A 23,066-nucleotide genomic window follows, 5' to 3' on the forward strand; every position below is an offset into this window, starting at 1 on the left:
TCGGACGGCGGTCAGCTCCCCCACGCCAGCATCGCCGGACCGGACGGCGCCGCGCCCGCCGGGGCGCGCCGAAGGAGTGACCGGCCGGCGCCCGCTACGACACCGCGGTGGTGCCTGGCCGGGGGCTGCGGCCCGCAGCGAAGAGGAAGGCGCCGACGAGGAGCGACCACCCTGGGAACACCAGCTCCGACCAGGGCACACCGGCCGGGACGAACAGCAGTGTCAGGAAGGTGAGGAAACCCAGCAGACTGAGCCACCGCGGCAGGAGTCTCAGGCGATGGCAGATGACCGACGTGGAGCAGGTGAAGACCGCCGCCATCCGCGTCGCGTACTCGGTCAGCAGCGTGTACGCGAAGTGGCGGCCGAAATTCCAGGCGGGCAGGCCGGGAGTGCCGCCGGGCGCGTCCGTGGTGGCCAGCACGCCCGCGGCGGCCGCGGCCGCCCCGAACAGCGTCGCCACGAAGACCAGCCCGCTGCCGAGGAACACGGTGGCGAGGAACTGGTCCTCGGCCTCACCCATACGGGCCCGCAGCGCCCCCATGAACCACAGGAAGCAGATACCGGCCAACGGCACCAGCGCGAGCGCCGCCTTCACCGCGCTGCGCCGCGTGGGGTCCGTGAGCCCCTGCAGGGTGACCGACTCCGCGCCCTGGGGGATCGACAGCCGGATCAGCACCATGGCCGCCGCGAGCAGCAGCGCGAACACGACTCCGGCCAGCCCGGCGGCCCGCGGGGTCTGCAACGCCCGCTGCCCCGCCCAGGTCTCGGTCATACGCGGCTCACTCCTTCCGGTGCCCCTGGCACCAGCAAGCCGCCGTGCGGGAAGGCTCGCCACCAGGACGCGTCCGAACGGCAGATCGTCCTCGGCGAGGCTCACCTCCTGTCCCGCACGTCGACGGCGTCGAGCACGGCGTCGGCCACCTCGACGACCGGCCGGCCGTCACCCACGTCGAGCCGGATCAGCCCGAGCCTGTCGACGGCGTCGAGGACGATGTTCTGAAAGCGTTCGGAACGGGCCACGAACTTGTCCATCACAAGCCGCTCCGACGGCGTGGCCGCGTCGTACTGCCCGGCCGCGTGCACCCGCGCCCGTACGACGGACACGTCCGCGGTGAGCCATACCGCGCCCGTGCCCGAACCCGTGCCCGAACTCAGCAACCGCGCCACGTGATCGGGCAGGAGCGCCGACCCCTCGAGAACCAGTCCGGGCCCGGTGCCGTCCTCATCGGCATGGGCCGCGATCAACTCCTCGACGCGAGGCCGGAGTCGCTCGTAGTGACCGAGCACGCACTCGGTCAACTCCTCGACCGTCAGGGCCGCGTAGTGTTCGGTGACATGCGCCGGCACCTCCCGCTCCGGAGTCCGCCACGGCCTTCCCGGGTGCCGCGCCAGCCCGTCCGTCGATCGGTACGCGAACCCGAGTCCGTCCGCCAACTCCCGGGCGACAGTGGACTTCCCGACATTCGAGGTCCCGCCGATCAGCAGCACACGCATCACACCCATACCGGCGACCCCAGCGATCGCCGGAAGGTGGCACGAGCCATACCGGGAGGCCTCAGCGGTCCTGCTCCGCCCCGTCCTCGGCCTCGCTCGCCGTGGTCGGTTCGGTGGCGTCCGGTGTGGTGTAGAAGACAGCGGTTCCCTGCTTGGTGCGCTGGGCGTGCTTCTTGGCCACGAGCCCTTCGAGCGTGGACCGCACGACGGTGGTCTTGATGCCACGCTCGGGGTGGGCCTTGCCGAGCGCGTCGGCGACCTCCGCGGCGGAACGCGGCTCACTCTGCTCGCTGAGGTGGGCGCGCACGAGTTCGACCAGCGTGGGCTGGCCCGCCTTCGTCGCCTCCGTCTTGGCGGTCGCCGTCTTGGTGGTCTCAGCCTTCGTGGCTTCCGTCTTCTTGCCCGCGGCCTTCTTGCCGGCGGTCTTCCGGCCCGTCGTACGCGTCTGCCCGGCGGCGGCCTTCTTCTTCGCCTGTGGCTGCCTGCCCGTACCGGATCCGGCAGGGGACTTCTTCCGCGGAGCGGGCACCGTGGCGCTGTCGGGCGCGGCGACGGGCTCTACGGGTGCCGTCGGAATACCGAGTGCGTTCTGCATGGTCACCAGCACCGCGTGGTCGTGCTGCAGCGTCGCCAACTGCTCCTGCAGGGCGGTGATTTCGGCACTGATGCGTTCCTGCTCCTTCACGTTGCGCTCGAGATCGCCGGCCACTTGGGCGGCGTACTGCGATGTCAGTTCGGAAGTCGCGGTCGTGGTCTCGGACATGGCGTGACTCACCTTTCTCGCCTACGGCGATGTTGCTGCACAGTGTCCCCCCGGTGCACAGATGGTACGAGCGAGAGGAGCTCCTTGTTCCTCGGTTGGTTTGTCCGTCGTCACCGGCGGGGTGCTGACGCCTCATCAGCGCTGGATGCCGGCGCTCAAGTGGGCGCTCAAGGTCTGCTGCCCCCATGGACAAATGATGAACCGTTACTCCGACAGGGTTGTTCGTCATATGGTCGGTATGTCGAATCGATCCGTATTCGCGGCGATATGTAACTTCAGTCTCGCATCGGTTCACAGCCGACGTGTCTGAGACAGGAGAAGTGACATGGCAACGCGTTCCACTGCAGTGACCGCCGCGATCGCGGCTGGTGCGGCCCTGGTGGCCACCGGTATCACCTACGCCTCGGCCGCCTCGGAGCCCGCCCGCTCGGCCGCGGTCGTCCAGCAGGCCGCCGCCCTCGAAGGCAACGGGAACAACAACAACAACGGGAACAACAACAACAACAACAACGACAACAACAACAACAACGGCAAGGGCAACGAGGGCCACGAGCACCACTACCGGCACCACCACCACCACCGCCACTACCTCGGCAGGATCCACATCAACGAGCGGGACTACCCGGCCGTCGTGGACGGCTGCGTCACCATCGTGAGCGGCCTCGGCTCCAACAGCCTGAACATCGTCAACGACAGCCACAAGACTGTCGAGGTGTTCAGCGGGGTCACCTGCGACAACGGCGCTCCCATCGCCATCGTCGGCCCGTGGAGCCAGAGCGACGGCGTGCATCCCCGGCGCGTACACGGTGGCGTGAAGGTCAAGCACGGCGTGGTGGGCAGCTTCCGAGTGATCTGCGACCGCCGCGGCGGCGGCTACGGCTACGGTGACGGTGACGGTGACGGCGACGGCTACGACCGCTGCAACTACGGCCGCGACCACGACCGCGACCACGACAACGACCACGACAACGACCACGACAACGGCCACGACAACGGCCACGACTGGGACTGACCGAGTCACCGCCTGTCATGGAGAACGAGAACCCCGGCCCGCCGGAATCGGGCCGGGGTTCCGGTCTGTCCGGGCCTCGGTGACACGGTGACTCGCTGAGTCAGCGATGAGGCGGTGGAGGCGGCGGCAACTCCGTCGACGGGGCCTCTTCCGGCCACACCAGCAGAACAGGACAGGGCGCGTGGTCGACCACGAAGCGAGTGGCGGGGCCGAGGCTGTGCGGGCCGAGCCGGGAACGGTCGCCGTCCCGTGCGCAGATCAGCAGATCCGCACCGGTGGCCTCCTCGACGACCTTCCGCTCGGTACGGCCATGGGTGAGGACCTGGCGGGCCGGGCGCCCCAGACGCCGCGCCGCGGCATCCAGCAGGCTCCGCGCGGCCGACTCCGACAGCCCCTCGATGCGGTGCCCGGGATCTCGCTCGGGACGACCACGGCCGAGGAGCCCGGCGAACGCGCCGTGCGCCGTCTCGGCGACCGTGTCGTCGCGCACGTACAGCAGCACGATCTCCTCGCCGGGGGCGGCGCGGCCGAGCGCGGCGTCCACACAGGCGGGCCAGGTCCCTTCGGTGATCCAGACGACGGCGCTCATGGGCGGCTCCGGTGTGGCGTGGTGGGTCGGGTGCCGATCGTGTGCAGAATCCCCACGACGCCGAGGGGCGGCAAGAAGCCCGGCCGGAAAGGCCACCGGCCCGAACCGCCCACCGCGACACGGGGTCCGCAACCCGGCATCACCGGGACGGGAGGCTAGATTTCAGACCCGTACAATTGTGCGCTCTGGGGGCGTTGGGGGGGAAGTCCTTGCGTCAAGGGGTGGAAAGGCCTCACAACCGTGCCGAGGACCACGGCACACGGGGCAGCGGACCACACGGCGGTAGGGCGCCGTCCGCCACAGGCGACGGCGCCTGGAACGGAGCGGCCGTCGCAGTGCGCCGGTTCGCGCTGTTCATCGTGCGCACGGTGCGGGGTGAGTGGCACGGTATCGTCGTCGATCCGGTACGGCAACTGCTGCGGCGCGGGCTGTCCGGGCTCGTGCTGGCCTTCGTCGCGGCCTTCGGTGTGATCTTCTTCCACGCGGTCGCGCAGCATCCGACCGGCGCGGCGGCGGTACGGCTCCTGGGCGGCGTCTACGCCGATCTGCCGCTGTGGCTGGCCCTGTTGCGCACCCCCGTGTCGCTGTACGTCCCGGCCCTGGACCTGCCGGTCTGGGCCGGCATCACCCAGCTGTTCCTCGCCTTCGCCCTGGCGGAACTGGCGTTGGGCCGCGCCCGCACACTGGCCGTCGCGTACGCGACCACCCTCGCCGGCACCCTCACCGTACGGGTGATGATCGCGCTGGGGCCGGGCTGGTGGGGGCTGGGACTGCCGCCCGAGATCGGGCGGGTACTCGACACGGGACCGTCCGCCGCGGTCGTGGGCCTGTTCACCTACCTCTCCGTGGTCCGGCGCGCCCCCATCGTGTTCACGCTCACCGGCGGGTCGATGGTGTGGGAGTCCATCGTCATACCGAACCTGGCCGGCCGGGAGCACCTGATAGCGGTGGCCGCGGCGATCGCCCTGGGACTGCTCCACGGACACGGCCGCAGCCTGCGACGACGGGTGTGGTCGGTACTGCGGATCGGGAGCGGGCCCGCCAAGGAGCCGGTGCAGGGCGACGGCGAACGTACCATCACCGCACCTCCCAGCCCGTATGACGAGCCGTCAGCTGTGAAGCTGCCCCAGCAGCGCGCGCTCACCGGTTCGTCGAACTCGATGGACACACCGACCGGAACACCTTGACGTCCCTCAACCGGCCGTGACGCGCCCGGCATCACCGCGGGCCGCTCCTGCGGAGGATCTGGTCCACACCGACCGCCACGACGACGAGGGTTCCGGTCGCCACATCCTGGTAGAGACTGTCGATACCCGCCTGGGTGAGTCCCGAACGCAGCACATTGACGATGAGCGCCCCGATGAGCGTGCCGATGACGCTTCCGCGGCCGCCGAAGAGGCTGGTGCCGCCGAGGACGACCGCGGTGATGGTCTCCAGGTTTGCCGTCTGGTACGAGTTGGGGTCGGCGTTCGGGATACGGCCGAGGGACTGCCAGGCGGCGACGCCGTAGAGCAACCCGGCCGTGACGTAGACCGAGAGGACCGTGCGCCGTACGTCGATGCCGGTCAGGCGGGCGGACTCCGGTGCGTTGCCGACGGCGTAGATGTGCCGGCCCCACGCGGTCTGGGTGAGGACGTACCAGAAGAACCCGTACAGGCCCACGAGCAGAAAGGTCCCCCAGGTGAGGAACACACCGCCGATGCCGAGACGGTTGCCCCAGAAGAGGAGCAGGCCGGAGGTCACCGGATAGCTGCGGGACTGCGAGTACAGTCTGGCGACGGCGTAGACGACGGTCAGCGCCCCCAGCGTCACGATGAAGGGCGGCAGGCGCAGCCGGGACACGAGCAGCCCGTTCGCCAGTCCGACGAGGGTCGCCGCGACCAGGCCGAGCACCAGTGCCGTCACGGGGTTGCCGCCGTCGAAGGCCAGTTTGGCCATGACGATCGTGGCGAGCACCGCGATCGCGCCGTTCGCGAGGTCGATGCCCGCGGTGAGGATGATCAGTGACTGGCCCAGCGCCAGTGTGCCGACCACGATGGACTGCTGCAGCACCAGCGACAGGTTCTGCGGTGTCAGGAACGTCTCCGTGGTGACCGCGAACGCCACCACGGCGACGACCAGAGCCGCCAGCGGACCGATGGCCGGCGTGCGAAAGGCGTACCGGAGCATGTCCCGCGGCCGGGGGCGCGCATCACCGCCGGCGGCGTGGGTGGTGACGGGTGACCTCATGTGCTGTTCCGATCCCTTCGACCCGCTCGGTGAGTCGGTGACTGGGTGACTGGGTGACTGGGTGACTGGGTGACTGGAGTACGTCATCCCCAGCAGTTCTGGAGCCCCCAGGCCGTGCTCTGCGAGGGCACACCGCGCACCGACCTGTCCGTGATGAGCACCGTGCCCGTGTCCGTGAAACCGGACGGCCTCTTCCCGCTCTTGGCGAAAGCGACCACCGCGTCCACTCCGTCGGTCGCCATCCTGACCGGGAACTGCATGACGGTCGCCGCGAGAGTGCCCGCCTTGACGTCACGGACCCCGTCACATGAGCCGTCGATGGAGCCGATGGTCACCTGGCGGGTCAGCCCCCGGTCCGTGACGGCCTCGTACGCGCCTCCCGCCACCGGCTCGTTGATGGTGTAGATGGTGTTGACGTCGCTCGCGCGCAGCAGCAGGTTCTCCGTCGCGGCCTGTGCCGTGTTCCGGTCGCCGTTGGCGTTCGCCTGGCCGATGAGCGCCGGTGAGCCGTCCTTGAGCCCGAAGCCGTCGAGGAACCCGTCGTGGCGGTCCTGGCTGACCTCCGAGCCCGGCGTGCCGTCCAGCATGAACACCTTGGGAGCCCGGCCGGCGAGCACCGCCTTGAGATACGCCCCCTGCAGGCGGCCGGCCTTGAAGTTGTCCGTCGCGTACGTGGCGTCGACCGCGTTCTCCGGCTGTGTCGCGGTGTCCAGCGCGATCACCATGATGCCCTGCCGACGTGCCTCCCTGATCGCGCCCAGGATTCCCGTCGTGTTCGAGGGCGTGATGAGAATGCCCTTCACGCCGCGCGCGATGAGGCTCTCCACCGCGTTCACCTGTCCCTCGTTGTCCCCGTCGAACTTGCCGGCGAGAGCGATCAACCGGGCGTCGTTCCTGTGCGCCGCGGCCGTGGCGGCATGGCGCAGCGCCACGAAGAACGGATTGGCCTCGGTCTTGGTCACCAGGCCGATGGTGATCTGGTGCGCCCCCCGGCCACCGCTGCCGTTCGCCGCGCCGCAGGCGACGGCACCGCTCACCAGCGCCCCCGCCACAAGGAGCGTCACCCCTCGCCGGCGGCGCCGCCGGGTGCGTTCGTGGCCCGCACGGTCGTGTGCCATGGGTCAGCCCTCCTCCGGCCGGAGCCGGCGTCACACGAGCCTCTGTGACCTCCATCATGAGCCGAGATTATTAGTAAATGCGCAGATAACGGGTATTCGGCGCTCTTGCCCCTCCAAGCCTTATCCGTCCTGAAAGGGGCCATGGCTCGGATACCCTGGTGATCAGTCCGGCCGTACGGCGTCACCCCGCCGTACGCAGAAGGTGAGGTTCATGTGACTGAGCCGCCTCTGCTGGCGCTGCGCGGCATCTCCAAGCGGTTCGGCGCCGTCCAGGCACTCAAGGACGTCGAGCTGGAGGTCCACAGGGGGGAGGTCGTCGCCCTCCTGGGGGACAACGGCGCGGGCAAGTCCACTCTCGTCCGGATCATCGCGGGCGTCGTCACCGCCGACCAGGGCGTCATCGAGTGGGAGGGCCAGGCCGTGCAGATCAGGACGCCCCGGGCCGCCCGCCACCTGGGTATCGCGACGGTGTACCAGAACCTGGCCCTGTGCGACGGCCTCGATGTCGCCGAGAACCTCTACCTCGGACGCGAACAGAGGCGCCCCGGCGCCCTCGGCCGTCTCCTGCGGCTGATGGACAAGGGCGGCATGCGCAGGGAGGCACGGCGGCAGCTGGACGCCATGGGCATCCGCGTCCCCGACATGCGCACCCCGGTCGCCTCCCTGTCGGCAGGCCAGCGGCAGACCGTCGCGATCTCCCGAGCACTGCTCGGCGAACCGAAGGCCGTCCTCCTGGACGAGCCGACCGCGTCACTCGGCGTCCAGCAGGCAGGCCACGTGCTCGACCTGGTCGACGAACTGCGCGAGCACGGGGTCGGTGTGATCCTCATCAGCCACAACATGGGAGACGTCAAGGCCCTCGCGGACCGTGCCGCGGTGCTGCGGCTCGGCTGCAACAACGGCTTCTTCCATGTGCCGACCACCCCCCAAGACCGGATCATCTCCTCGATCATCGGCGTCACCAGCAGCCCCTGACCGGCCACCGCGACGGCGCGACGGTCACCGCCGGTGCGGTCCGCTCTCCCCGTGGAGGTCACCGGGAAGGCGGTAGGCGGCGAGGGCGGCGGTGTCGTCGTCGAGGGTCGCGTCGCTGTAGGCCAGCAGATCCTGGTGCAGACGGTCGAGAAGTTCACCGGGAGGCAGAGCGCCCCACGACCGGACCCGCTCGGCCAGCGGGTAGAACGCCCCCGTACGGTCGCGTGTCTCCGTCACGCCATCGGTGTACAGCAGCAGCTGCTCGCCGGGACGGAACGGGCTCACCTCCACGTGGTAGTCGTCCCCGACCAGAACGCCGAGGTTGATGGGCGGTGAGGGATCGGCCGAGTCCAGCTCGGTGACCCCGTTCGGGCCGATGAGCAGGGGAGGGGGGTGGCCGCAGTTGACGATGCGGACCATGGGCTCGTGATCGGGGACCTCGGCGAACACCGCGGTGACGAAGCGCTCCGCCACTTCGCTGCCCGCGAGCTCCGTGGCCTTGCGGGTCATGCTCCGCTCGACCCGGCGCGCCACCCCGGCCAGGTCGGGTTCGTCATGGGCGGCCTCACGGAAGGCGCCGAGCATCGTGGCGGCCGTCTCCACCGCCACCAGGCCCTTGCCCCGGACGTCACCGATGAGGAGGCGGACCCCGTGCGCGGTGGGCACCGCTTCGTACAGATCACCACCGATCCGCGCCTCCGCGGCGGCGGACAGGTACAGCGTCTCGATCGACACCTGCCCCAGGCGCCGCGGCACGGGGCGCAACAGCACCCGCTGTGCGGTTTCGGCCACGGACCGTACGGTGGCGAGCGTGCGCTCCCGACGCGTCCGGCTCGCGGCCATGATCGTGCCGAGGAGGCCGACCAGCACGGTGGAGATGTACGAGGCCACGTAGTGGCGCTCCCACAGATACCCCACGGCGCGGCCCGCGCAGCACGGGGTGCCGGCCAGCAGAGCCTCGAACCCGACGGCGAAGACCGTGACGGCGGCGACGGCGGCGGGGCCGTGGGCGTACGCGGCGACCACGGGCAGGGCGATCAGCAGGAAGCTCACCGGCCACTGCACCGGAGTGACCGGCTCGAGCACCAGGACGCCCGCGACGTAGATCGCCGGCAGCCAGCGCAGCCACACAGGCGGACGCGGCATCTGCAGGCCGGTGCTGCTGAGCCGCGGCGCCCGGCGGCTTTCGGCCTCCCGGCGCGCCGACCACCTCATCGCACCCTCCCGTCGGCACGGAACAGGGGCGGCGGACATACCGCGCAACCGGGCCGGCGCGCGAGGGCGCCTCGCAGGACCGGGCCGCAGCCCGGGCGGATCCCTTCACACGGCCTGTTCACGAGAACTCCTGGCAGAGCCTGATCAAGACCACGGGCTCGGTGCGGCTCGACAGAGCCATCCGACGACCGCTCGGGCGGGGCATACCCGGATCTTCAGTGCAATCCTAGACGTTGTGATCCGTGCGAGGGATGCCGAGCCGCACCGCGCAGAACGGCAGGCCGGCGGAAACCGCTCGGCGCGGACCGCCCGGTCGTGGTGCCCCGAAGGCGCGGGAAAAGGGGGAGCGACAGTGCCCTCGCAGGCCTTACGGTGCTGCGATGGGGTTGTATCCGGAGATCGAACCGTACGACCACGGCATGCTCGACGTCGGTGACGGCAACCGCGTCTACTGGGAGGTCTGCGGAAACCCGCGCGGCAAGCCCGCGGTCATGCTGCACGGTGGTCCCGGTTCGGGATGCGGGGCGGGATACCGGCGGTACTGCGATCCGGCGGCGTACCTCATCGTGCTGCTCGACCAGCGCGGCTGCGGCCGTTCCACCCCGCACGCGAGCGCGTACGGCACCGACATGAACGTCAACACGACGTCCCACCTCATCGCCGACCTGGAGCGGCTGCGGCGGCACCTGGGCATCGAACGATGGCTCGTCTGGGGTGTGTCATGGGGCTCCGTGCTCGGGCTCCGCTACGCGCAGACGCACCCGCAGGCGGTGTCGGAACTGGTCCTGACCGCGGTCGCGACCGGCTCGAACCGGGAAGTGGCCCTGCTCACCAGGGGACTGGGGCGGTTCTTCCCGGACGCCTTCCAGCGCTTCCTGGCCGCGCTGCCCGAGGAGGACCGGGAGGGAAACCTCGCGGCGGCCTGCAACCGGCTGATCGAGTCACCGGATCCCGAGGTACGGTCCCGTGCGGCGCGGGCATGGACCGACTGGGAGACGGCGACGATCCCGGCGCCGCCGCGCTCGGTCGAGCGCTACGAGGACCCGGTCTTCCGCATGGGCTTCGCCCGCACGGTCACCCACTACTGGGGCAACGACCACTTCCTGGGCGACGGCAACGACGAGGGCGTCGTCCTCCGCGACGCCCCCCTCCTGAAAGGCATTCCCGGCACCCTGGTCCAGGGCAGTCTGGACTTCGGCAATCTGCTCGGCACGGTATGGCGGCTCCACCACGCCTGGCCGGACAGCGAGCTGATCGTGGTGGACGACGTGGGGCACACGACGGGGGCACCCGGCATGGTGGACGCGTTGGTAGCCGCGACGGACGCCTACGCACACCACTGACCGTGCCGCGCGCCGCCCCCCGGTCGCGGGACCAGCTCGCTCCGCTGTCACGCCCTGCCCTTTGACGCTGGCCCGCGCGCCGGGAAAGGACGGCACCGTGGACGCCGAACCGACGAACTCGGCAGCCTGGACCACCTACGGGGCCCATCATCTGGCCAGGGGCACGCATGTGCCCGAAGTGGACCGCCTCGCCTGGGGTTTCTGGCCGAGCGGTCCAGGAGCGGAGGTCCTCGGCGACCTGCGCGGCCGACGCGTCGCGGACCTCGGGTCGGGCCTGGGCAAGCACGCCACGCACCTGGTCCGGGACCACGGGGCGGTCGTCGACGCGGTCGAGGCCTCGCCCACCCAGCACCAGCGGGCCACCGCCCGCTACGGCCGGTTGCCGGGGCTGACCCTGATCCTGGCCGACGCCGTCGACCACCTGCGCAGGCGGAGCCGTACGACGTGATCTACTCCATCCACGGCTTCGCCTACGTCGAACCGCGGCGCATGCTGCCCGCCGTCGCGGCCGCGCTCGCTCCGGGCGGCCGTCTGGTGTTCTCCGTCCTGCACACCGACTCCGACGGCCACGGACCCTGGAGCACCGTCGCCCCCCGCCCGGAAACCCTTCCACTGGCCGGCGGCGGCCGGCTCACCGTGCAGATGTGGGTGTGTTGACCGAACTAACTCACGCGTCTTCGCAGGTCAGTTGAGGTTTCTGCTAGCTTCCCTCCATGCCCGGTGAGCAACGTCCCGGAAGGGACCTCAAGAGGTTTGTCCTGCCCGAGATCGGTCAGTTACTGGAGACGGGAGACCCCTGGGCGCCCTGCCAGCTGCTAGACCCGCTCGGGAGGCCCGTCGAGCCGGCCACTGTGTACTTCAAGGATCTGATCGCAGCAGACTGTTCGCCGCTTACGCCGCGCTCGTACGGCATGGACCTGCTGCGGTGGTGGCGCTATCTGTGGGCATTCGGGCTCGAGTGGGATCGCGCTACACGTGAGGATGCCCGGGACTTCACATTGTGGATGAAGCTCGCGGACAAGCCAGTACGCGTCCACTGGCGTCACCGTGGCAAGGACCCCTCTGAGATACCCCCGCCGTCCCGGGCTGGTCGGCCGCTGCCGGGGACACCGAACCCGGTGACCGGGAAGCCCACCATCGGCAAGAAGTACGCCCCCAGTACCCGGGCACACTTCGAGACGGTCCTGCGGTCGTTCTACGAATTCCATTTAGAGCGCAACACCGGATCACTGCTGGTCAACCCGTTTCCTCTCGTTCGCAATCGGCGCTCAGCCCGAGCCAACGCCCACCACAACCCCGAGAAGGAACACAAGAAGCAGCGCACCGGCCTCTACCGACCCACGGTGCCCAAGCGGATCCCACGCCGCATCCCCGACGACAAATACGCCGAGGTCTTCGCCGGTCTTCGCTCGCACCGCGACCGGGCTCTGCTGGCCTTTTGGGTCGCCACCGGCGCCCGCGCCGAGGAACTCCTCACCTCCAAGCAAGGCGACGCGATCGTGGGCCAGCAAACCATCGGTGTGATCCGCAAGGGCTCCCGTGAGTACCAGGAACTGCCCGCTACACCCGACGCGTTCGTCTGGCTGCGCCTCTATCAAGAGGACGCCTGGAAGAAGGGCGTCCTGCGAGGACGCAATCAGCCGCTGTGGTGGACCCTGCGCCGCCCGTGGAGGCCCTTGGAGTACGACGCGGCCCGCATGATGTTCAACCGCGCTAACGAGCTCCTGGGATCCAACTGGACCCTCCACGATCTGCGGCATACGGCGACGTTCCTCATGCTCGACGACCCGTCCATGCCTCCGGCCTACGTGCAACACATCCTCGGCCACAAACACCTGGCGACGTTGGACATCTACAACCGCCCCACCAGGGACGATGTCATCGCGGCAGGTCTCGCCCACCACGCCCGGCAGCAGCAACGACGCGACAGCCCGCCAGCGGCTCTGCCCTCGCCGACCTACAACCCCGATTCCCTCAGCGTCTTGTTCGGAGGCCCACTCACGTGACGAACCTCCTGGTCGCTTCGGATGCCCCAGCACCGGCCAAACTGAGCGGCGAGGAAGCAGCGGCCCTGCTGCGGGCGTTTCCACCTCGTCCCCGTGTGAGTTCCTGGCCGGCAACTGAAGGCTCCCGCGAAGCCGTCCTCGACCGACTCCAGCGGCCTCCCTTCCGGGCATCGACCCCAAGTGCACAGACGTCCCGGATGGTAGGCGCCCGTCTACTGCTGGGCTGGCTGGAGACCTTTCCGGGCTACACATGGCAGCAGCGATGGGAGACCAGTCCTGCCGCGGCCACATACGCCGGCTGGATCGACGGCGTCGTCCAATGGGCTTTGGCTCAGGGGAGGAGGCCCCGACGCGACGCAGCGTCCTCTGGCATGCTGGCTCTGATCAGTGCGGACATCATCCGACCCAGCCTGGAGTGGCTCTCCTCCAACGCCTCGCGTCACCTTCGGCATACCGTGCAAGCAGCGCGCGATCCGGAGGGATTCGCCCGACTGTCGGCCCAGATTCCCGCACGCGAACTGGCCACGTCCCCCGCCTCGGAGGCCCTGAAGGCCATCGCCACGATCATCGCGGCCCAAGGCGGCGGCGTCGACGACATCGTCGTCGGCGACCTGCTCGCCCTGGTCCGAATCAAGGCGAGCCAGAATGCCCAGACCAGCGCCGTCCTTCGTGCTTACACGTGGCTCCGCGGCCGCGGCCAGTTCCCGACCGACGCCCCGGCCACTCTTCACAACCTCGCGATCCGAAGCGGCCAGGTTGGGCCGGCAGGTCTCGTCGACCGATATTCCTTGCGCTGCAGGCCAGTCCGCAACCTCCTCGTCGACTACCTCACCGAGCGGCAAGCCGCGCTGGACTACACCAGCTTGAAAGTCCTGGTCAGTCACCTGGTGGGCGCATTCTGGGCTGATCTTGAACACCACCACCCGGGCATCGACAGTCTTCGGTTGCCGACGGAAGTGGCCGACGCCTGGAAGGCCCGCATCGCGGTGAAGACCACGCGCCGGCGTCAGCCGGACGGAACCATGGTCAAGATCACCGAGCCGCGGGTCAGCGCGGCGATGGTGAAGATGAGCGTGCGGGCGTTCTACATGGACATCGGAGAGTGGGCTCTCGACGAGCCGGAGAGGTGGGGTCCTTGGGCCGCGCCGTGTCCGATCAGCGAAGGCGACTGCGGCACCAAGAAGATGGAGCAGGAGAGGAAGACCAGGTCAGATCGCCGTACCCGTGAGCGGCTGCCGGTCCTGCCACAACTCGTCCGAGCAGCTGAGCGCCGCCTCAAGGAGGCCAAGGCCCGGCTCGACGCCATCGACGCCGCCCCGCTGGGGAGCACGGTCACCGTCATCGGTGAGACCTTCATTCTCCCGCAGAGCTCGCGTCGGACTGACGGGCGCCCCGGACGCGTTTGGGACGAACACGGGAACCGCAGAAACCCCCGCGCAGAAGAGAAACAGGCATTCTTCGCCTGGGCAACCATTGAGATCCTCCGGCACACGGGAATCAGGATCGAGGAGCTTCTGGAACTCAGCCACCACAGCATCATCCGGTACAGACTTCCCACCAACGGGGAAATCGTTCCGCTCCTTCAGATCGCCCCTTCGAAGACAGAGAAGGAACGTCTCCTGCTGATCAACCCGGAGCTTGCAGACGTTCTCAGTGCTCTAGTCACCCGGGTGAGGCAGCCAGATGGCAAGATTAAGTCCATCCCCACTTACGACATGCATGAAAATACCTGGAATCCTCCCATGCCTGTTCTCTATCAATGGGAAGTCAGTAGTGAACAGCGTCCCGTCTCTGGCGGGTTCATCCGCAAGGCGCTAAACGACACCCTTGAAGCATCCGGACTTCTTGACAACAATGGGGAGCCGTTGCACTTCCAGCCGCATGACTTCCGGAGAATCTTCATCACCGATGCCATCCTCAACGGCCTGCCACCCCATATCGCCCAGGTCATCGCAGGCCACGACAGTATCAGCACGACGATGGGGTACGCCGCCATCTATCCCTCGGACGTCATCGAGGCCCATCGCGCATTCATCGCTCGGCGTCGCCAGATGCGACCGACAGAGGAATATCGGGCGATCTCTCGCGAGGAGTGGGATGAATTCCTAGGGCACTGGGAGCGGCGGAAACTGGCCCTCGGTGAATGTGGCCGCGCCTACGGAACGGACTGCGCACATGAGCACGCTTGCGTCCGCTGTCCAGTTCTCATCGTTGGTCCCGACGAGAGGCCAAGGCTGGAAGAGATTTGCGAAAATCTTAGCGCTAGAATCGCCGAAGCTGAAAGGGAAGGTTGGATCGGAGAAGTTGAAGGTCTATCCGCCAGCCTCTCGGCAGCAGAAGAGAAGATCGCATTGCTAGACGCGAGACATCAACGCCAAGAATCTGCCGTATTCCTAGGAATCCCATCCCTCGATCAGCTCGCCGCCCGCACGAGCGAAACTGATAAAACGACCGAGCCATAGGGCCGCAAGCTTCGGCTAGCCCTCACAGGAGACGACATGGGAGGGACCGCTATGAATTGAATATTTCAACCCTCGTCCGGCTGCGAGCCCTGCGTGTCACGCCAATGCACCATTCCGTCAACGAAAAGTTCAACGCCCGCTTGGATCATTCCCAGAATCCTTGGAAGGTGGGAAACGAAGTCGGCGGGCTCATTGAAAAGCATTTCCGTTGACGCAGAGGCTCTTTTTATCTCTGAGTCAAAGACGATCCGCACCCCCTTGCGGCTAAGCGCCACCAAGTTGGAAAGTACCAGCACCACCTCCTCTTCCTCGTCTTGGTTCACTGTCCAGAAGTCGGGATAAATGACCCGGTAGTAGGTGACGTCGTCAGGGTCTCTAGGTACGGCGTATTTTGAGCCGTTAATTTCGAATGTGATGAGATTCCCGGAAACCTGTGGCTCGTACCCTTGCTGTCGAAGGAGCTCGGCACACTCATTAACATTCTGTTCGATGGAGGGGGTTACTTTTCCCTTTCTGCGCTTCGGCGTGGATTTTTGGGTTGAGTCCGCCGCTGCCGGCGTGAATTGCCTTCCCGCCCTCTCAATGAAAGCTACCTCGCCGCCGGGCCCCATCAGCTCTGCCTGAAGAAGGTTGATGCGCGCTTCTCTCATCTCGAATGGCTTCGCCGCAAGTCCGCTTAGTTTGAACTTGATGATGCTTTCCAGAATTTCCAGGGGGGCAGTGACAATAGTCTTCAGTCTGGCATTCTTGTACTTCATGCGATGAGTCTTCAGGTGGCAGGTATGCATGTAGAGCAATTCGTCAAGTTCATCCTTCAATTCTTGGAGGGATGAAGCTTGGACTGCCGTCTTTCGCATCCATCGGTGAAGAGAGGCTAGAGTGCCTATGGCTTCTTCGTCATCACGGAATTCCAGGATGGATTCAATGGGGGTGTCTTGCGAGGGGACAGGAAGGGCATTAAGGGTAATCTCTGCTACATCCGCAGGAGTCAGGCCGCTTCCCTCTCCTGGTCCTGTAGAGGACAAGATCGGCACAGCGTTGAGTCCCTCGAGACGGAGCTGGATGGCGGTCAGTCTCGCCCGGGCATCAATTTTGCGGCTCTCAACCGATTGAGCCTTTTCTTGTTCCTTGGCGCTTCGCAGTTCCCCCTTTGTTCGTTCTACCAATTCATTCAGTCCCGGCGGGCCGGGCAAGTTCAGGTGAATCGGTGTCGACTCTTCAACTGCCAACAGGTATTCGAGAAGTTCTTCCTCGTACTGCTCGCTGATCTCCTCTGATGGCATCCTTAGTTGGAGGATGCCTCTTTCCTGGAGGTATCGTATGTCGGCGATGCTCCGCTGCACATCTAGATCAGGCGCCATTGCGTACGCATCGAGGGCGGCTTCAACACTGTTCATTACAATGGAATCGAAAAGTAGCAAGTAGTGCTTGGGTATATCCGGATAAATTCCAACTACGGCTACGGGGCGTCCGGCTTGTGTCATAGTCGACTCCTGCTCGCGCCTAGCTTCCGAGACAAAATTGACGACTCAAGGCCATTTTAGGAGCGCATAGCAAGGCAGGCGATTCGATCTCGAGGCCGGCACGCACGCGCGACCACGGGTCAGGGTTGCGCTCGGATTCGCGCGCAACCGACGCGGCACCCTAGCGCCCTTGGTTCGGAGAAGGTGCTCGCCCCGGAGTTGTGGGAGGACCTCCTGGAGGAGCACGGCCTGATCGTCGAGCGGGTGGACATCCTGAACGCGCCGCCCGCGGACGGCAGTCCGGTCTCCTGCAGCGTGTTCCACGCACGTCGGCGCACCCGGGTCACCAGCCGGCCCCGCACCAGTACCCCGCCCCCGCCGAACACCGCCCTCGGGGTGGGAGCGATCCTTCACTCGCCCCACGGCGTTCTGCTGGGCCGGCACCGGCGACGCACCTGGGAACTGCCCGGCGGAACCGTGGAGTCGGGTGAAACCCTGACCCGGACCGTCGTCCGCGAGGTGAGGGAGGAGACCGGCTGCACGGTGCGGGAGGAGGACGTCGTACTGCTCGGCATGCTCCTGGACGACGTCGGGGATGTGGTCAGGGCGACCGTGGCCGCCGTGGTGACCGTCTGGGACGGAGAGCCCGCGGATCAGCCTGGGGAGCCGGTCGGCGACTGGCGGTGGTGGCCGCTCGACCGTCTCCCGAACGGCCTGTTCGTCCCGAGCGCCCAATGCCTCACCGCATGGCGCCCCGAGCTGCCGATCGACCATCCGCCCGCTCGCTTCCACCCGCTGGGCTCCAACGGCACGCCGTCGATGGCCGGTTGAGAAGCGGCAGACTCGGACTTCCCGTCGCGTGGGCGGCGTTCAGCGGACGGGGAAGCCGAAGGAGTATCCCTGCTGCTTGAGCCACGGCAGGAGCTGGCGCAGGGCGGCCACGGTCTGGGAGCGGCCCCCGCCCGCGTCGTGGAAGAGGAGGGTCGGACCGTTGTGGATCTCGCTTTTGACGGTGGCCACGATGGCGGCGGTGCCGGGACGCTCGAAGTCCTTGGAGTCGACGTTCCAGCCCAGTGGCCGCATTCCGTGGGATGCGGCGAGATGGCGGCTGTAGGGCGTGAAGGCGCCGCCCGGGGCCCGGTAGTACTGCGGCCGAACGCCCCCCGACGCCTTGGTGATCGAGCGTTCGGCGTCCAGTATCTGCTGCGACTGGTAGGCCTCGGACTTGGTGTTCATGGTGGTGTCGTGGGAGACCGTGTGGTCACACAACCGGTGCCCGGCCGCCACCACCGCCTTGACCAGGTCCGGGTGCGCCTCGGCCTGCGTGCCCACCATGCAGAACGTGGCCTTCACTCCGTTGTCCCGCAGCACCTGGAGCACCTGCGGCGTCCACACGGGGTCCGGCCCGTCGTCGATGGTGATGTTGACCGCGTGGGTGCCCCGGTCGGAGGCGTGGACGATGTCCGCGGACACCGGCGTCCCCGCGGCGCCCCGGTCCGGGGCGTTCGGCGCGGAGGGGCGCACCAGGACGTCCGTTCGCGCGCCGGGTTCCCCGGCGGGGCCGGCCTGCGCGGTCCACACCGAAGTGGCGGTGGCCACCGCCGTCACGCCGACCGCCGCCGCGAGCACCCGCCCGTACCATCCCCGTCCGCCACGCCGCGCCATGTCCGCCCCGCTCCTCTTCGTCCCTGTGGTCATGTGCACTCATCAGGACGGAGGAAGACCGGTGCAGGATCCGTCTGTTACCGATCACGGACAATTCCGCGGGCATTTCACGACAGAGCGGCGGCGACCATCAGGCCACGGATCCAACTGCCTTGTCTCCCCGGCGACTCCACGACAGGGAGAGCCGACGCTCAGACCCTGCGCCAGCGCGCCAGTGCGAAGGAGAAGAGGCCGAACAGCACGACCCCGGCGGCCACGAGCACCAGCAGCCACGGACCGAACGGGGTCTCGGCGAACGACCGCAGTGTGTCGTCCAGCCCCTTGGCCCGGTCGGGCCGGTAATCGACCGCGGCGCGGAGCGCGAAGGCCCCTGCCACGGCGAACACCAGTCCGCGCGCCGCGCCTCCGCCCACGCCGGCGATGTCCACCAGTCGCCTCAGACCCGGGGACATCTCGCCGAGCCTGAGGTCCTTGTGGTACTTGCGCCGGACGGCCCGGACCCCGATCCAGACCCCCGCCACGACGATGCCGACCGCGACGGCGCCCACGATCCACTGACCGGCGGACACCCCCAGAGCCCTCGCCGTGACGTCCCGGGACTGCTCGTCGCTGGATGAGCCACCCGTGCCGGAACCGGTCGCGAACGACAGCACGGAATAGGCGACGAACGCGTAGAACACGCACCGGACCAGCGCCAGCAGCCGTTTCCTCACCTTGCGGCCGTCCGGCCCGACGGCGCCGAACAGCGACTCGGACAACCGCCACACGGCCATGCCGACGAGCCCGATGCCCAGCGCCCACAGCAGTACGGCACCGAACGGCTCCTGCGCGATCTCGGCGAGCGCGCCGCTGCGGTCGGCCTGCCGGCTGCCGTCGCCGAACGCGATCCGCAGCGCCAGCACGCCGACCAGCACGTAGATCACTCCCCGGGCGGTCAGCCCCGCCCGGGCAGCGGCCTGCGTCAGTGAGCCGACCTCGCCCCCGGCCCGCATCCGTCGGGTATGGGCCATGGCACTCGTGTTCATCTCGACCTCCCCGAATCCGTGTGCCCCCGCCCCGCGTCGACACACCGGGGCGGTATTCGCGTCGGGGAGGAGCGGCGGATACGGAGGGGAGGTGAATCCCGATCGCACGCACCTCCGTTCCCCTGTTCAGGGGGTGCGCATGGCTTCCCGCATCGTCCGTGCGGTGCCGGCGGGGTCGTAGGTGTCACTGACGCCGTCGACCAGGATGATGTCGCCGTCGATGTGCCGGGAGCGCAGCGGTGCGATCTCCTGGTACGCGGGGGAGTCCCACCAGGCCCGGGCCTCTGCGAGGCCGGGAAAACCGATGACGACCACGTGTCCGGGCCAGCTGCCCTCTTTCACCTCGTGCTGTGTGGCGTGTACGAGGAACCGGCCGCCGTAGGGGGCGAAGGTGGCGGTGATGCGCTCGATGTACTCGGCGATCTCCGGGTGCGGGGCGGCTTCCTGCAGGTGGGCTATGACGTAGGCGGTCATGGCGTCCTTCCGGTCGGCCGGGCTCCGTACGCCGACGATCGTGGCATGCGCTCCGCTCCGGGTCGATGACCTCAGAGGTAAGCGGCCCTGGCCGGCGGCGTGTGCCTGCCGTCCAGGGCCGGTGACCACTTTCCCGCCGGTGCCGGCCTACGCGCTCTTGGGCGCCGCCTGCTGTACGACCTCGAAGGACCACAGCGTGGACCCGCTCGCCGCCGGCCTGGGGCGTTCGCCCCCTGCCGCGTCACCGCCCTGGTGGGCCGCCTTCATGGGGCCCTCCATCCAGGCCTGGAACGATTCCTCGTCCCGCCACCGGGTGTAGACGAGGTAGTTGTCGGTGCCTTCGACCGGCCTGAGGAGCTCGAACCACTCGAACCCGTCGGAACTCTCCACGGCGTGGGCCCGGGAGGCGAAGCGCTTCTCCAGCGTCTCCCGCTGCTCTGCGGGGACGGTCAGTACGTTGATCTTGACTACGCTCATGGTCCCATCCTGCCGCAGGCCGGCCGGCGGACGCGGAGCGGCTCGTGGCGCTCACGCGGACGGTCGGTGGCACGCCGCGCGCCCCAAGGCGTGCAGGTCCACTACGGGGCTTGTCCTCGCGCCTGGCGGGTGCCCCTGATCGGTCTCGTCGCCGTGACGTCACACTGGGGTCGTGAACGAAGAGTCAAGGGCCCTGCACGAGCGACTCGCCCGGTTGGAGGAACTGCTCACCGCGGCGCGCCAGGAGCCGGCCTGGCGCCGGCCCACTCGTGACGAGTCGCGCTGGGCCGTCAGCGCGGCGGTGCTCGCCGCGGTCACCCTGCAACTCCTGCTCCCCGAGCGGCTGGCCTTTCGGCCGGTGTGGCTCCTGCCCACGCTGGAGCTGCTGTTGCTGATCGTGCTGCTGTGGGCCTTCCGGACCGGTACGCGACGGGGGGCCTCGCTGCTGCGCGCGGGCGGGCTGGCGCTGGCCGCCCTCGTCAGCGTCGCCAACGGCTGGTCGGCGGCGCTGCTGATCCGGGGGCTGGTACGCGGTACCGAGGGCAGTGATGCCAGGGCGCTGCTGATGACGGGGGCGGGCATCTGGCTGACCAACGTCATCGTTTTCGCTCTGTGGTACTGGGAGTGGGACAGGGGCGGGCCGGCGGCCCGGGCCGCCGGACACCACGACTACCCGGACTTCCTCTTCCCCCAGATGCAGAGCGGGGAGTTGGCGCCGGCGGACTGGGAACCGGCGTTCGCCGACTACCTCTATGTCTCCTTCACCAACGCGACCGCCTTCAGCCCCACCGACACCATGCCGCTGTCCCGCTGGGCCAAGCTGCTGATGGCGTCGCAGGCATCGATCTCGTTGCTCACCGTGGCGCTGGTGGTGGCACGGGCGGTGAACATCCTCAGGTGAAGCGGCATCCTGGCCGGGGAGGCGGTGCGGGAGCGATGCGCTCAGCGCGTCGAGCGGACCGCTCTCAGGATCAGCTCGGTGACGGGGCTCGGATCGCTCACGGCGACCGCGTGCGGCGCGCGGACCCTGATGGTGTGGGCGCCGGCGCGTTCGGCCATCCACTGCTCGGCCGCCGGCGGGATGTTGCGGTCCTCGCTGGCCACGAGGTACCAGCTGGGGATCTTCTTCCAGGCGGCGGCGGTGGCCTTCTCCTGGAGCGCGGCAAGGGCGATGGGACGCTGTCCCACGGCCATCACCTGAGCGGTCGTGATCGGCACACCGGCCGCGAACTGCTCCCGGAAGAGCTTCTTCACGATGACCAGTTCCTCACCCTGCCCGCCTCCGGGCAGCGGGTAGTACTGGGCCGCGGTGGCCTGCGCCAGAGTGCTGCCGGGATACTTGTCGGTGAGCTCCAGCGCGCTCTCGCCGACCTCCGGCACGAAAGCGGCTATGTAGACGAGCGCTTTGACCCGGGGGCGGCCGGCCGCGGCGAGGCTGATGACCGATCCGCCATAGGAGTGGCCCACCAGCACGATCGGGCCCGGAACGCTGTCCAGCACACTGCCGATGTAGGCGGCGTCGCTCGTCAGCCCGCGCAGCGGCACTGCCGGTGCCAGGACGTGGTGGCCCCGCCGTTGCAGCCGTTCGACGACGGCGTTCCAGCTGGAGGCGTCGGCGAACGCGCCATGGATCAGGACGATGGTGGGTCTGCCCTCGTGCGGGTGCGGACGGGCCGGCCCGTCGGCCGCCGCCGACGAAGCCGAGAAGGCGGGCCCGGCGGTGCCCAGGGCGGCCGCGCCGGCCAGGAGGGAGACGGTGACGGTACGGCGGGAGATCGGTGCGTTCATCCTTCACTTCCTCGTGTGGTGGCAGGGTTCCTCCCCCGGGCGGGTGGACGCGCGCGTGTGAGCGCTGCCGGCCAGGGGGAGTCGGCGTCGGCTTCAGTTCGGTTCCGGACGGCCGATGGCCGCCGGGCAGCCGACGGGTGTGGCCCGCGGCCGAAGGGCGGCCGGGACGCCGGTAAGCCCTACTGAGCGGTGGCCCGGACCGCCTCGACGATCAACTCGGTGACACGCCGGGGATGGGCGAGCATCACCAGGTGCGAGGAGTCGACCTCGATCGTGGTCATACCGGCCCGCCGGTAGCCGTAGCGCTCCACGTCGGGGTTGATGGTGTGGTCGGAGGAAGCGACCAGACCCCACGAGGGCTTGGTCTTCCAGGCCGCCACCGGCGCCTTCTCGCTGAACGCCTGTGCTGCCAGCGGGCGTTGGGAGACGGCGAGGACGGCGGCGAGGCGGGGGTCGACGTCCGCTGCGAAGATGGCCGGGAACCTGTCGATCTCGACCGACACGTCGGTGCCGGGCGTGGACGAGCCCTCGACCGGGAACGGGGTGCGGACGAGCGCCTTGGCCAGGTCGGAATCGGGGAACCGTCCCTGGAGTTCGCCCAGGCTCTCGCCCTCCTCCAGCGCGTAGCCGGCCAGGTACACGAGCGCCCGGACGTTGTCCTCGGCGCCGGCGACGGTGATGACCGCACCGCCGTAGGAGTGTCCCACCAGGACGACCGGGCCCGGTATGTGGCGGACGAGCGTGGCGATGTACTCGGCGTCACCGAGCAGGCTGCGGTTGGGCACCGCCGGGGCCACCACGTCCAGGCCGTGGGCGATCAGTTCGGGGATGACACGGGCGTAGCTCGACGCGTCGGCGAAAGCACCGTGGACCAGGACGACGGTCGGGCTGCCGGAATCGGTCATGGATGACTCCTTGTCGATGGTGGTGACCGGTCGATGTGCCCGATGCCGGGACGGGCGTGATGT

24 protein-coding genes are annotated in these 23,066 nt (G+C 68.4%); 10 read left to right on the forward strand and 14 right to left on the reverse strand.

Annotated elements, in window-relative coordinates:
- Nucleotides 1–94: 94 nt before the first annotated feature.
- The 3 genes from SY2F82_RS15995 to SY2F82_RS16005 all read right to left on the reverse strand — a co-directional run bounded on the left by SY2F82_RS15995 (nt 95) and on the right by SY2F82_RS16005 (nt 2,257).
- Complete coding sequence (locus SY2F82_RS15995; RefSeq protein WP_200419743.1) at nt 95–772, reverse strand: hypothetical protein; 678 nt, start codon at nt 770–772, stop codon at nt 95–97.
- Between the two features lie 101 nt (nt 773–873).
- Entirely contained in the window at nt 874–1,494 is a 621-nt protein-coding gene (locus tag SY2F82_RS16000) for a hypothetical protein (protein WP_374707170.1), read from the reverse strand.
- Between the two features lie 61 nt (nt 1,495–1,555).
- A complete protein-coding gene (locus SY2F82_RS16005; RefSeq protein WP_200419745.1) occupies nt 1,556–2,257 on the reverse strand; it encodes a hypothetical protein in 702 nt (233 codons plus the stop codon).
- 325 nt (nt 2,258–2,582) lie between these two features.
- Between SY2F82_RS16005 and SY2F82_RS16010 the strand changes: the two genes are divergently transcribed.
- Nucleotides 2,583–3,269, forward strand: a complete 687-nt coding sequence (locus SY2F82_RS16010) for a hypothetical protein (protein WP_200419746.1) — start codon at nt 2,583–2,585, stop codon at nt 3,267–3,269.
- Nucleotides 3,270–3,369: 100 nt separating this feature from the next.
- Here SY2F82_RS16010 and SY2F82_RS16015 read toward each other — a convergent pair whose 3' ends face one another.
- On the reverse strand, nt 3,370–3,858 hold the full coding sequence (locus SY2F82_RS16015) for a universal stress protein (RefSeq protein WP_200419747.1): 489 nt from the start codon (nt 3,856–3,858) through the stop codon (nt 3,370–3,372).
- Nucleotides 3,859–4,193: 335 nt separating this feature from the next.
- Between SY2F82_RS16015 and SY2F82_RS16020 the strand changes: the two genes are divergently transcribed.
- Nucleotides 4,194–5,045, forward strand: coding sequence for a hypothetical protein (locus SY2F82_RS16020; protein ID WP_236041489.1), 852 nt, complete (start codon nt 4,194–4,196; stop codon nt 5,043–5,045).
- A 31-nt stretch (nt 5,046–5,076) separates the two neighbouring features.
- Here the strand turns inward: SY2F82_RS16020 and SY2F82_RS16025 are convergent, their stop codons facing one another.
- On the reverse strand, nt 5,077–6,087 hold the full coding sequence (locus SY2F82_RS16025) for an ABC transporter permease (protein WP_200419748.1): 1,011 nt from the start codon (nt 6,085–6,087) through the stop codon (nt 5,077–5,079).
- 83 nt (nt 6,088–6,170) lie between these two features.
- Complete coding sequence (locus SY2F82_RS16030; protein WP_200419749.1) at nt 6,171–7,205, reverse strand: substrate-binding domain-containing protein; 1,035 nt, start codon at nt 7,203–7,205, stop codon at nt 6,171–6,173.
- Nucleotides 7,206–7,418: 213 nt separating this feature from the next.
- On the opposite strand from SY2F82_RS16030, the gene SY2F82_RS16035 reads away from it, so the two are divergent.
- Entirely contained in the window at nt 7,419–8,180 is a 762-nt protein-coding gene (locus SY2F82_RS16035) for an ATP-binding cassette domain-containing protein (protein ID WP_200419750.1), read from the forward strand.
- 24 nt (nt 8,181–8,204) lie between these two features.
- Here SY2F82_RS16035 and SY2F82_RS16040 read toward each other — a convergent pair whose 3' ends face one another.
- Nucleotides 8,205–9,395, reverse strand: coding sequence for a PP2C family protein-serine/threonine phosphatase (locus tag SY2F82_RS16040; protein WP_236041491.1), 1,191 nt, complete (start codon nt 9,393–9,395; stop codon nt 8,205–8,207).
- A gap of 380 nt (nt 9,396–9,775) precedes the next feature.
- Here SY2F82_RS16040 and pip point away from each other — a divergent pair, with 380 nt between their 5' ends.
- The 5 genes from pip (at nt 9,776) to SY2F82_RS16060 (ending at nt 15,206) form a co-directional block, all read left to right on the forward strand.
- Nucleotides 9,776–10,738 carry a prolyl aminopeptidase gene (gene pip, locus SY2F82_RS16045; RefSeq protein WP_200419751.1) on the forward strand — a complete coding sequence of 321 codons (963 nt, stop codon included), beginning with the start codon at nt 9,776–9,778 and terminating at the stop codon, nt 10,736–10,738.
- A gap of 97 nt (nt 10,739–10,835) precedes the next feature.
- Complete coding sequence (locus SY2F82_RS38835) at nt 10,836–11,186, forward strand: class I SAM-dependent methyltransferase (protein WP_236041493.1); 351 nt, start codon at nt 10,836–10,838, stop codon at nt 11,184–11,186.
- Nucleotides 11,183–11,395 carry a hypothetical protein gene (locus SY2F82_RS38840; protein WP_236041494.1) on the forward strand — a complete coding sequence of 71 codons (213 nt, stop codon included), beginning with the start codon at nt 11,183–11,185 and terminating at the stop codon, nt 11,393–11,395. Before SY2F82_RS38835 ends, SY2F82_RS38840 begins: the two co-directional genes overlap by 4 nt.
- Nucleotides 11,396–11,451: 56 nt before the next feature.
- Nucleotides 11,452–12,744, forward strand: coding sequence for a site-specific integrase (locus SY2F82_RS16055; protein ID WP_236041496.1), 1,293 nt, complete (start codon nt 11,452–11,454; stop codon nt 12,742–12,744).
- 371 nt (nt 12,745–13,115) lie between these two features.
- Nucleotides 13,116–15,206 (forward strand): site-specific integrase, encoded by a 2,091-nt coding sequence (locus tag SY2F82_RS16060; RefSeq protein ID WP_236041498.1) that lies wholly within the window; start codon nt 13,116–13,118, stop codon nt 15,204–15,206.
- Between the two features lie 65 nt (nt 15,207–15,271).
- Here SY2F82_RS16060 and SY2F82_RS16065 read toward each other — a convergent pair whose 3' ends face one another.
- Nucleotides 15,272–16,690 carry a hypothetical protein gene (locus SY2F82_RS16065; protein WP_200419753.1) on the reverse strand — a complete coding sequence of 473 codons (1,419 nt, stop codon included), beginning with the start codon at nt 16,688–16,690 and terminating at the stop codon, nt 15,272–15,274.
- Between the two features lie 183 nt (nt 16,691–16,873).
- Between SY2F82_RS16065 and SY2F82_RS16070 the strand changes: the two genes are divergently transcribed.
- On the forward strand, nt 16,874–17,500 hold the full coding sequence (locus SY2F82_RS16070) for an NUDIX hydrolase (protein WP_200419754.1): 627 nt from the start codon (nt 16,874–16,876) through the stop codon (nt 17,498–17,500).
- Nucleotides 17,501–17,539: 39 nt separating this feature from the next.
- On the opposite strand, the gene SY2F82_RS16075 is transcribed toward SY2F82_RS16070, so the two are convergent.
- The 4 genes from SY2F82_RS16075 to SY2F82_RS16090 all read right to left on the reverse strand — a co-directional run bounded on the left by SY2F82_RS16075 (nt 17,540) and on the right by SY2F82_RS16090 (nt 20,310).
- A complete protein-coding gene (locus SY2F82_RS16075; protein ID WP_200420031.1) occupies nt 17,540–18,334 on the reverse strand; it encodes a polysaccharide deacetylase family protein in 795 nt (264 codons plus the stop codon).
- Between the two features lie 191 nt (nt 18,335–18,525).
- Nucleotides 18,526–19,359: a DUF1206 domain-containing protein gene (locus SY2F82_RS16080; protein WP_200419755.1), complete on the reverse strand. Its 834-nt coding sequence runs from the start codon at nt 19,357–19,359 to the stop codon at nt 18,526–18,528.
- 126 nt (nt 19,360–19,485) lie between these two features.
- Nucleotides 19,486–19,833 (reverse strand): DUF1330 domain-containing protein, encoded by a 348-nt coding sequence (locus tag SY2F82_RS16085; protein ID WP_200419756.1) that lies wholly within the window; start codon nt 19,831–19,833, stop codon nt 19,486–19,488.
- A gap of 147 nt (nt 19,834–19,980) precedes the next feature.
- Nucleotides 19,981–20,310 carry an antibiotic biosynthesis monooxygenase gene (locus tag SY2F82_RS16090; protein WP_200419757.1) on the reverse strand — a complete coding sequence of 110 codons (330 nt, stop codon included), beginning with the start codon at nt 20,308–20,310 and terminating at the stop codon, nt 19,981–19,983.
- 172 nt (nt 20,311–20,482) lie between these two features.
- Between SY2F82_RS16090 and SY2F82_RS16095 the strand changes: the two genes are divergently transcribed.
- The gene (locus tag SY2F82_RS16095) at nt 20,483–21,211 is read left to right on the forward strand and encodes a DUF1345 domain-containing protein (RefSeq protein WP_200419758.1); all 729 of its coding nucleotides are present in this window, start codon (nt 20,483–20,485) and stop codon (nt 21,209–21,211) included.
- Between the two features lie 41 nt (nt 21,212–21,252).
- Here the strand turns inward: SY2F82_RS16095 and SY2F82_RS16100 are convergent, their stop codons facing one another.
- Both SY2F82_RS16100 and SY2F82_RS16105 read right to left on the reverse strand, forming a co-directional pair.
- Complete coding sequence (locus SY2F82_RS16100; protein WP_200419759.1) at nt 21,253–22,098, reverse strand: alpha/beta fold hydrolase; 846 nt, start codon at nt 22,096–22,098, stop codon at nt 21,253–21,255.
- 179 nt (nt 22,099–22,277) lie between these two features.
- The gene (locus SY2F82_RS16105) at nt 22,278–23,003 is read right to left on the reverse strand and encodes an alpha/beta fold hydrolase (protein WP_200419760.1); all 726 of its coding nucleotides are present in this window, start codon (nt 23,001–23,003) and stop codon (nt 22,278–22,280) included.
- Between the last annotated feature and the right edge of the window lie 63 nt (nt 23,004–23,066).

Origin of the sequence: Streptomyces sp. Y2F8-2 (assembly GCF_014905555.1) — a bacterium.
GTDB classification, from domain to species: Bacteria; Actinomycetota; Actinomycetes; order Streptomycetales; family Streptomycetaceae; genus Streptomyces; species Streptomyces cynarae.

Bases quoted from the DNA above. Each gene is read 5' to 3' on its own strand.
- SY2F82_RS15995 (WP_200419743.1), bottom strand. From the start codon at position 772: ATGACCGAGACCTGGGCGGGGCAGCGGGCGTTGCAGACCCCGCGGGCC.
- SY2F82_RS16000 (WP_374707170.1), bottom strand. From the start codon at position 1,494: ATGCGTGTGCTGCTGATCGGCGGGACCTCGAATGTCGGGAAGTCCACT.
- SY2F82_RS16005 (WP_200419745.1), bottom strand. From the start codon at position 2,257: ATGTCCGAGACCACGACCGCGACTTCCGAACTGACATCGCAGTACGCC.
- SY2F82_RS16010 (WP_200419746.1), top strand. From the start codon at position 2,583: ATGGCAACGCGTTCCACTGCAGTGACCGCCGCGATCGCGGCTGGTGCG.
- SY2F82_RS16015 (WP_200419747.1), bottom strand. From the start codon at position 3,858: ATGAGCGCCGTCGTCTGGATCACCGAAGGGACCTGGCCCGCCTGTGTG.
- SY2F82_RS16025 (WP_200419748.1), bottom strand. From the start codon at position 6,087: ATGAGGTCACCCGTCACCACCCACGCCGCCGGCGGTGATGCGCGCCCC.
- SY2F82_RS16030 (WP_200419749.1), bottom strand. From the start codon at position 7,205: ATGGCACACGACCGTGCGGGCCACGAACGCACCCGGCGGCGCCGCCGG.
- SY2F82_RS16040 (WP_236041491.1), bottom strand. From the start codon at position 9,395: ATGAGGTGGTCGGCGCGCCGGGAGGCCGAAAGCCGCCGGGCGCCGCGG.
- pip (WP_200419751.1), top strand. From the start codon at position 9,776: ATGGGGTTGTATCCGGAGATCGAACCGTACGACCACGGCATGCTCGAC.
- SY2F82_RS16055 (WP_236041496.1), top strand. From the start codon at position 11,452: ATGCCCGGTGAGCAACGTCCCGGAAGGGACCTCAAGAGGTTTGTCCTG.
- SY2F82_RS16060 (WP_236041498.1), top strand. From the start codon at position 13,116: ATGCTGGCTCTGATCAGTGCGGACATCATCCGACCCAGCCTGGAGTGG.
- SY2F82_RS16065 (WP_200419753.1), bottom strand. From the start codon at position 16,690: ATGACACAAGCCGGACGCCCCGTAGCCGTAGTTGGAATTTATCCGGAT.
- SY2F82_RS16075 (WP_200420031.1), bottom strand. From the start codon at position 18,334: ATGGCGCGGCGTGGCGGACGGGGATGGTACGGGCGGGTGCTCGCGGCG.
- SY2F82_RS16080 (WP_200419755.1), bottom strand. From the start codon at position 19,359: ATGAACACGAGTGCCATGGCCCATACCCGACGGATGCGGGCCGGGGGC.
- SY2F82_RS16085 (WP_200419756.1), bottom strand. From the start codon at position 19,833: ATGACCGCCTACGTCATAGCCCACCTGCAGGAAGCCGCCCCGCACCCG.
- SY2F82_RS16090 (WP_200419757.1), bottom strand. From the start codon at position 20,310: ATGAGCGTAGTCAAGATCAACGTACTGACCGTCCCCGCAGAGCAGCGG.
- SY2F82_RS16100 (WP_200419759.1), bottom strand. From the start codon at position 22,098: ATGAACGCACCGATCTCCCGCCGTACCGTCACCGTCTCCCTCCTGGCC.
- SY2F82_RS16105 (WP_200419760.1), bottom strand. From the start codon at position 23,003: ATGACCGATTCCGGCAGCCCGACCGTCGTCCTGGTCCACGGTGCTTTC.